Source organism: Pleionea sp. CnH1-48, from assembly GCF_024124665.1.
Taxonomy (GTDB): domain Bacteria; phylum Pseudomonadota; class Gammaproteobacteria; order Enterobacterales; family Kangiellaceae; genus JAMXSB01.
The window spans coordinates 237,324-244,392 of the sequence record NZ_JAMXSB010000010.1 but is presented as its reverse complement, the minus strand read 5'-3'; the positions used below and the strand labels follow the sequence as shown (position 1 = coordinate 244,392).

The window sequence follows — 7,069 nt, the reverse complement described above, 5'->3', positions numbered from 1 at the left end:
CAAGGACTGGCAAGCCTTTGAAATACTCAGTCCCATTGTTACAAAGTCTAAGGCCGCTTCTCGTTTCTCAGCGGTCACCAACCCTTTTTTTCGAACAACTCCTTAAACGCTCGGTTTTCTAAACTCAACTCTGCATACATCTTCTTCAACCGGTCATTTTCTTCTTGAAGCTCTTTGAGCTTTTTGATGTCAGATGCTTCCATTCCGCCATACTTACTTTTCCAGTTGTAATAAGTGGCATTACTGATGCCATGCTGGCGGCAAACATCATCAACTTTCATACCTGAGTCTGCTTCTTTGTGTATTGAAACGATTTGTGATTCTGAGAATTTTGATTTCTTCATGATTGTCTCCTGAAACTATCATAGTTCAGAAAACTCCAATTAGCTTTGTCTCATTTACGGGGAAGCTGACACTATGGAATCTGAGTTTTCAGGAACATACATCGATTCATCATTCACTTTTTTAGTTTCCCTTTGGGATAGATAAAAAAATCCTTGCTAAGATCGACCCTTTCTAACTCAACAGAAAGTTTTTCTAGGTGGGATGAATTCCTTAAGTGGAAAATATAAGCTTCGATTATCAGTGGATAAAGACTATCTATCGGCAAAAAAGTCTGTTCACATAACAGAGTTATGTTTTCAGCAGTCTCTACGCACAACTTATACTTTCTTAGAAAAGCTTCTACTAGAAACTTAGTAAAAGCTCATAGTCATTCCGTTTTGACTACCGATAGAGTAGGCCCTCAAATCATATCAAATTGATTTAGGTGAAGATTATTTTCTCCTATATTTAGAAACTATGCTGCTAACATTGCCTTATATGATTTTATGAAATCGTTGAAACATTCTGGAGTCGCCGCATACTGAGACAGCTCTGATATAACATTCCCATTAGACAAGTTTAGTTTAACAGTTCCTCTTTTAGAAAATACGCTAGGATTTTCTTTAGTCCTATCATTCTTTAATAAAGTTAAGAACACTCTCAAAGATTCAAGTAACTGTTTTCCTCGAAAGGCACTTTCAGGATCTTTTTCAGACAAGATTAACTTAGCTTTCTTGTGCGCCTCAGGACATATTTCTCCACCTTCATAATCTCTAAAGACACTCAAAATATTGTTTGTATCGTACACTCTTCCAGTTCCCGACAGTCCAATATTTACTAAATGTGACAACTTTACGTTTCTTACATTTAAAGAACAAATATCTGATGAACTCTTGTTCATTATTCGATGAGCTTTTACCCAGTAGTTAAATTGTGATAAGTGTTCAATCAACTCTCTCTTAAAGCTTCTAAACAACTTCAGGCATGTTTGAAAGTCACCTGACTCTTCACCAAACTCTGCCAAACCAAATTCTGAACTTATAATCTTAATAAAGCTTTCTTCTGATATATATAGGTTTTCAATTGAATAACATGGAGTCACATATATTCTACTAGGATCAGGATTTTCATACCAATACTCATAGTCTCTATCTATAAAACAAGTAAACCTAGATTCGCGATAAGCAGGGTGACTTATGATCACTTGATACAACTCTAGAACATTTTTTCTTCCTCCTGCATTTATTGAGTACCATTTTACAGGCGCTAGCGCTTCCGATATCCTGTGAGAAAAATACTTCTCATCTTCTCCCTCAAATATGCAAACTACTACTTTAGAATCCTTAGATCTAACTCTAATAAACTCCATGAACTTTACTGAATAAGATTCACTCGCATGTTTCAGCTTATCAACTCTGCTCATCATAACTCCCTTATTGAGCTTGCCAAGTCTACAGTGTGCTCAACAAGTTCATTTTCAAATATGAAGGGAGAGTGAGTAGCACAAAATAAAAACTCACATTTACTAGAGTTCACTATGTCTGGCAGCAACGTCTTTTGCCACTCCATAGACAGCGATAACTCAGGCTCATCAAAAAACAATGCTAAATTATCATTTTTTTGAAGGTAGAGCTTTGCAAAAAGCGAGATTATCTGCTTCTCTCCTGAGGATAATGTCTCTATACCAACACTTTTGTTATTCTTTCTCCTAACAATATCCATAGTGACCATACTTTCATTATACTCAATTTTTTTGTCACCTAAATATCTGTTACACACATTCGTAAAGTTCTGCATGCAAATATCGTTATCTTTCTGCTGCTCGTAAACCTTTGAAAGGTTTGCAATAAAATAAATCAATGGATCATGCCCAGTAAATATCTCTCCACTATCTATCAGATTTATAATTCTCTCTTTATAATGTTCGTCAATATTACTACCTACCCGATCCAGAACAATCTTTATCGCATCAGGATTCTTAATACTCTCCCTCAATTCATCATTAACATTGAAGCCTTCAATTAACTGGCTCAACATCTCTCCATTTACTTTCGAAAACCACTCCACTGATGACTCAAGAATTTCCTTAGTAATTTCCTTGATTTTACTATCAATATCCCTCATACCAAAATTTATAAACTCACTGTTAATCTCTCCCAGACTTTCAGCCTCCAAACCCAGCTCTTTGAAATCTTGCTCTACCCTTCTGTACGTTGGTAGATAAACAACTTTATAGTTTAATTTTGATTGGATTTTATCTAATACATCTCTGACTTTAGTAAACATTGATAAATCTTTATCACCTTCAGACTCCCTAAGCATATGATTGATATATACTGGAGAGACCTCCATTTTATTAGAGGCATATTTAAGAACTTCACTTTTCCTAAACTCCTCCTCAGTAGATGAGTGGTATTCTTTTAGTAGCTCTCCTAAAGCTCTTCTCCCTAAGGTCATCTCTATATTCTTCAACAAATACTTGTTCTTTCCTATGAGTTTAGGATAAAAGTCAATTTCCTCCTTATCTATTTTAAACTCATCACCGTCATCAAAGCAGACTCTCATTGAAGAAAACTCAATGTTTTCTAGACGAAACAAATCTCCCGATAAAACCCCATACAAAGCATTTAGAATAGTTGTCTTTCCTTGACCGTTCTCTGCCACCATTATTTTGACGTTACTATCAAACTCTATTTCCACATCTCTCTCTGAAAATAGACCAGAAATTAGAAATTTTTTAATTTTTGCCATTTCTTTTCCAACTTATGATTACTAGGTTATCTCTACACACATCCTCACTTCTTACTTAATGTGTGGCCTACCGGACTGCCGGAGAAACTCGTATAAAGTACTCGAATAAAGCTCAGCAATAACTACTACGCTATTCCTATATGCTCTGAAAATATCTCCGATACAACTGGCTTTTCAAGAAGAAATTCCAACAAATCCATATTTAATAAAAAATAATTCACTCATGAGATTTGCAAATACAACTATCCCTACAGATCATCTTTAAAATGGAATAAATCACATGGTGGTATTTTAGGAAACAGTAACTTCCAATGCTCTATTAGTTAAATCATAGCAAACCTAAAACAACGGTTATGAGACTCCACTTTCTACTCTACTAATCCATCCAATATTGATATAATAACTACTCATCCAGTTAGCATTAAAAATTGGATTAACAGGTGCGGGCCAAAGAGCGGCCACTCTTCAACCCGCGGTTCAGATAACCTAGCAAAGAGGTTACCCAAACATGGATAATGATAGACAAGTTAAACCCAGCTCTGCAACGTTTTCTCACAACACACGCTTTGATCAGCAGCAGCTCAATCAACTAATGATCGGTGAATCACTCGAAGAAAACCTTTTTAAAATTCAGCATGTGTTAGCGGTGATACAATACGGTTTCACACCACCCGGCTCTGATATACCCATCAAAGAAGCCGCCATTGCAGGCTTCGACTTTCTGCTTGAATACATGCAACAACTGGTCGAAGTAGAAATTGATCGACTCAGCGTAAAAGCCTAATCGAGCGAAGGCAGTTCAGCTGCCTTCAACTCCCCTCTCACCCGCTCAAAAATCAACCAACCAATACATCCACACTCCCTCCATAATTGCCATTTACATTACTCTCAAAACGACACCAACACACCGAGAGAAATCATGAAGTTTTCAATGGTCAACATACTAATCAGCCTCGCCCTAGCCTGCTTTATAGTGCTACCCACCTCATCGGAGGCAACAGAAAAACAAGCCTGGGAGTTCAGAAAAGACGGCAAACTACAGCTGAACTCTAATAGTGAAAACAGTACTACATGCCTTGATTACCGAGGCGGCGGCATCTTTTGGGCAAACGCCTGTGAGACCACAGCCCATAAATTCACGCTACATCTAAATGGCCGTCTTCAAATGGCTAAAGACGACTGGAACAGAAACTGGAACCCTTGGGGATTCAGTGGCGGGGCCTGCATAACATCAAACAAATCAAACTTTGCCATTATCGACTGCGACACCAGTCAAAACGAATGGCATCACACACCTCAACGCTTAACCTGGCAAGATAGCCACTGCTTAATCCGCTCAAAAAGTGGACGAGTCGTATTGAATGACTGCAATCTCTCAAACCTAAATGCATCTAAACATACAATACCCGAGCTAAAAAAAGACTACTCTGAACTGGGAAAGAGAATTAAAGAGTTCACACAAGCCGTAGCGCATACAGCACCAACATACATTTCTGTTAAGCTGAAGTCCTTACAACTCAAATTTAGCACTGCTGAAGCAAGACTGATGCATTTAGCCAATGCAGATAACAATCAGTTACAGGCTCAAACAGAATACCTTGAAGATCTAAAAGGCAACCTACGCTTCATTATTGACGAGTTTATTATTAGCCCTGTTGTAGGTGTTCACCTTTCGAATGCAACTGTGCCTTCAGTTGATAAATCGAACTCAAACCAGAACCAACCCCCAAACAACATAGCCACAGAGTGATGCAGCTTAGACGTCTATCAGCTTCTGTAATAAACTAACCTTTAAAGAGTCTGATCCATTTGGTTATTCAACTACTAAGGGCTAGCGCATGAGCGATACATCGAACTATGAACCACCCAAAGTCTGGAAACACATTGAGCAAGACGGCAAATGGGGCAAGATAAACCGCCCCGTTGCAGGCAGCACCCATGATAAGGAGCTTCCTGTTGGTAAGCATCCCTTGCAGCTCTACTCTCTTGCGACGCCCAACGGTGTTAAAGTCACCATCATGCTGGAAGAACTGCTTGCCCTTGGTCATACTGGCGCAGAATACGATGCCTATCTCATCGATATCACCGAAGGCGATCAGTTTGGCAGTGGTTTTGTAGCAGCCAACCCCAACTCAAAAATCCCAGCACTGATCGATCACAGTACACCAACACCTACTCGTGTTTTTGAATCAGGCTCTATACTGCTCTATCTTGCAGAAAAGTTCGGCGCACTCATCCCAACCGATATCGCCCAGCGCACAGAATGTCTTTCTTGGTTATTCTGGCAAATGGGCAGTGCTCCCTACCTCGGCGGTGGCTTTGGGCATTTTTATACTTACTCGCCCATCAAAATAGAATACTGCATCAACCGCTTTAGCATGGAAATCAAACGACAACTTGATGTTCTAGATCGACAGCTAGCTGAACGCCCTTACATCGCGGGTGACGACTACACCATTGCTGATATCGCCATCTGGCCCTGGTATGGCGCATTAGTTAAAAACAAAGTCTATGAAGCCGCAGAGTTTCTTGAAGCTCACACCTACACTCACGTTAATCGTTGGGCCGACGCAATCAACGAAAGAGCCGCTGTAAAACGTGGTTGCATTGTAAATAAAAGTTGGGGAGAGCCAAGCGAACAACTTATCGAGCGTCATGATGCCAGCGACTTTGAAACAAAAACTCAAGATAAACTGACTCAAGCAGACTGATTCAGGCACAGTAAACCTGGCCTGCGCAGAAGCGACTCAGCTTCTGCGCTCCTAAAAAAAAATATTTACAAATTAACAACACCCTCTGACATTTATCAATTTTTAAGTCCGGTCCATTTACGATATATTATTTTCGAAACATTAAATAATGCTCACAACATTTATTAAGGGACTCAGTGTGACTCAACAAATTCAGGTGTTAATTTTTTGTATTGCTCTATTCTCGATAACTTCATGCGCCAATGAAGGCTCCATTAGCATGGACTCTTACATTCAATCAGAAATGAAAGAGTTTTTAGCCGAAGAAAACGCACAGGTAGCTTCTGTTGTCATCGTTAACCATGGAAAAACTTATCAATACCACTTTGGTGAACTCGATAATGGTCGCAAACCGAACAACCAAACGATCTATGAGCTGGCATCCATCACCAAAACCTATGTTGGTCTGTTACTCGCTAAAGCCGTCTTAGATAACAAAGTAGACATAGATATCGATATACGTCGATACCTCAGTACCCATACTTATAGCAATCTCTCTCTGGCGAGCAAGCCAATTACATTACGTCATCTCGCAACCCACCTTAGTGGGCTCCCCAAAGATTTAGTGTTCAATGATGAAGACGTTCGACAAGGTCGAGTGCTTGAAAAAATGTCAAATTATTCAAAAGAGCAATTCTTTAATGATTTAAGTAAAATCGAATTACTCTCTGTTCCAGGTGAAGAATATCGGTATTCAAGTGCAGGAACCAAGCTCATCGCCTATATACTTGAATCCGTCTATAACCAACCGCTAGATTCGCTGCTAGCAGAATACATCATGGCTCAATCAGGAGAAACTAACACAAAGTTTCAATACATAGAGCGAGGGTTGGACGATGTCGTCAAAGGCAGAAACCAAACTGGAGATGTCATGCCACTGCTGAGTCCCTATTCTCGAGCCGGTGGAGGACTCACTTCTAGTATCGAGTCCATGACACACTATATTAACTATCAGCTCACTTCTAAAAATCCAGAGGTTGCCTTGTCACACACTTTCTTAGCCGGTAACAAAAGCGGAAATGGAAGAGCTTATCTATGGAATACGTATCAGTATGACTCAGATAACCCAATGCTCTATCACAGTGGTGGTTCACTGGGTACTTCTAGCTGGTTAGCTCTTTATCCAAAGCGAAAAATAGGAGTATTTATCGTCACAAATCTTTCTGCCAATGATACTCAAAGCAAGCTGAACATGCTCTCAAATGATATTGTTAAACAACTTTTTTATAATGCTTAAGCGAAGC

Annotated in this window: 6 protein-coding genes and 1 pseudogene; 4 read left to right on the top strand and 3 right to left on the bottom strand. The window is 39.4% G+C overall.

Annotation, left to right across the window (positions count from 1 at the left end; genetic code table 11):
- The 3 genes and pseudogenes from NH399_RS17090 to NH399_RS17080 form a co-directional block, all read right to left on the bottom strand.
- Positions 1 to 344 (bottom strand): annotated as a pseudogene (locus NH399_RS17090) (transposase); the annotation flags it as partial.
- A gap of 455 nt (positions 345 to 799) precedes the next feature.
- Entirely contained in the window at positions 800 to 1,693 is an 894-nt protein-coding gene (locus NH399_RS17085) for a DUF4435 domain-containing protein (RefSeq protein WP_253042227.1), read from the bottom strand.
- A 53-nt stretch (positions 1,694 to 1,746) separates the two neighbouring features.
- The gene (locus NH399_RS17080; protein ID WP_253042225.1) at positions 1,747 to 3,075 is read right to left on the bottom strand and encodes an AAA family ATPase; all 1,329 of its coding nucleotides are present in this window, start codon (positions 3,073 to 3,075) and stop codon (positions 1,747 to 1,749) included.
- A 508-nt stretch (positions 3,076 to 3,583) separates the two neighbouring features.
- Between NH399_RS17080 and NH399_RS17075 the strand changes: the two genes are divergently transcribed.
- The 4 genes from NH399_RS17075 (at position 3,584) to NH399_RS17060 (ending at position 7,062) form a co-directional block, all read left to right on the top strand.
- Positions 3,584 to 3,859, top strand: a complete 276-nt coding sequence (locus NH399_RS17075) for a hypothetical protein (RefSeq protein ID WP_253042223.1) — start codon at positions 3,584 to 3,586, stop codon at positions 3,857 to 3,859.
- Between the two features lie 135 nt (positions 3,860 to 3,994).
- The gene (locus tag NH399_RS17070) at positions 3,995 to 4,825 is read left to right on the top strand and encodes a hypothetical protein (protein WP_253042221.1); all 831 of its coding nucleotides are present in this window, start codon (positions 3,995 to 3,997) and stop codon (positions 4,823 to 4,825) included.
- An 88-nt stretch (positions 4,826 to 4,913) separates the two neighbouring features.
- On the top strand, positions 4,914 to 5,786 hold the full coding sequence (gene yghU / locus NH399_RS17065; RefSeq protein WP_253042219.1) for a glutathione-dependent disulfide-bond oxidoreductase: 873 nt from the start codon (positions 4,914 to 4,916) through the stop codon (positions 5,784 to 5,786).
- Positions 5,787 to 5,934: 148 nt separating this feature from the next.
- Entirely contained in the window at positions 5,935 to 7,062 is a 1,128-nt protein-coding gene (locus NH399_RS17060) for a serine hydrolase (RefSeq protein WP_253042217.1), read from the top strand.
- Positions 7,063 to 7,069: the final 7 nt, after the last annotated feature.

What these genes read in the sequence shown, in the direction of transcription:
- NH399_RS17070 (WP_253042221.1), top strand. Translation starts at nt 3,995, where the DNA reads ATGAAGTTTTCAATGGTCAACATACTAATCAGCCTCGCCCTAGCCTGC.
- NH399_RS17080 (WP_253042225.1), bottom strand. Translation starts at nt 3,075, where the DNA reads ATGGCAAAAATTAAAAAATTTCTAATTTCTGGTCTATTTTCAGAGAGA.
- yghU (WP_253042219.1), top strand. Translation starts at nt 4,914, where the DNA reads ATGAGCGATACATCGAACTATGAACCACCCAAAGTCTGGAAACACATT.
- NH399_RS17085 (WP_253042227.1), bottom strand. Translation starts at nt 1,693, where the DNA reads ATGGAGTTTATTAGAGTTAGATCTAAGGATTCTAAAGTAGTAGTTTGC.
- NH399_RS17060 (WP_253042217.1), top strand. Translation starts at nt 5,935, where the DNA reads ATGCTCACAACATTTATTAAGGGACTCAGTGTGACTCAACAAATTCAG.
- NH399_RS17075 (WP_253042223.1), top strand. Translation starts at nt 3,584, where the DNA reads ATGGATAATGATAGACAAGTTAAACCCAGCTCTGCAACGTTTTCTCAC.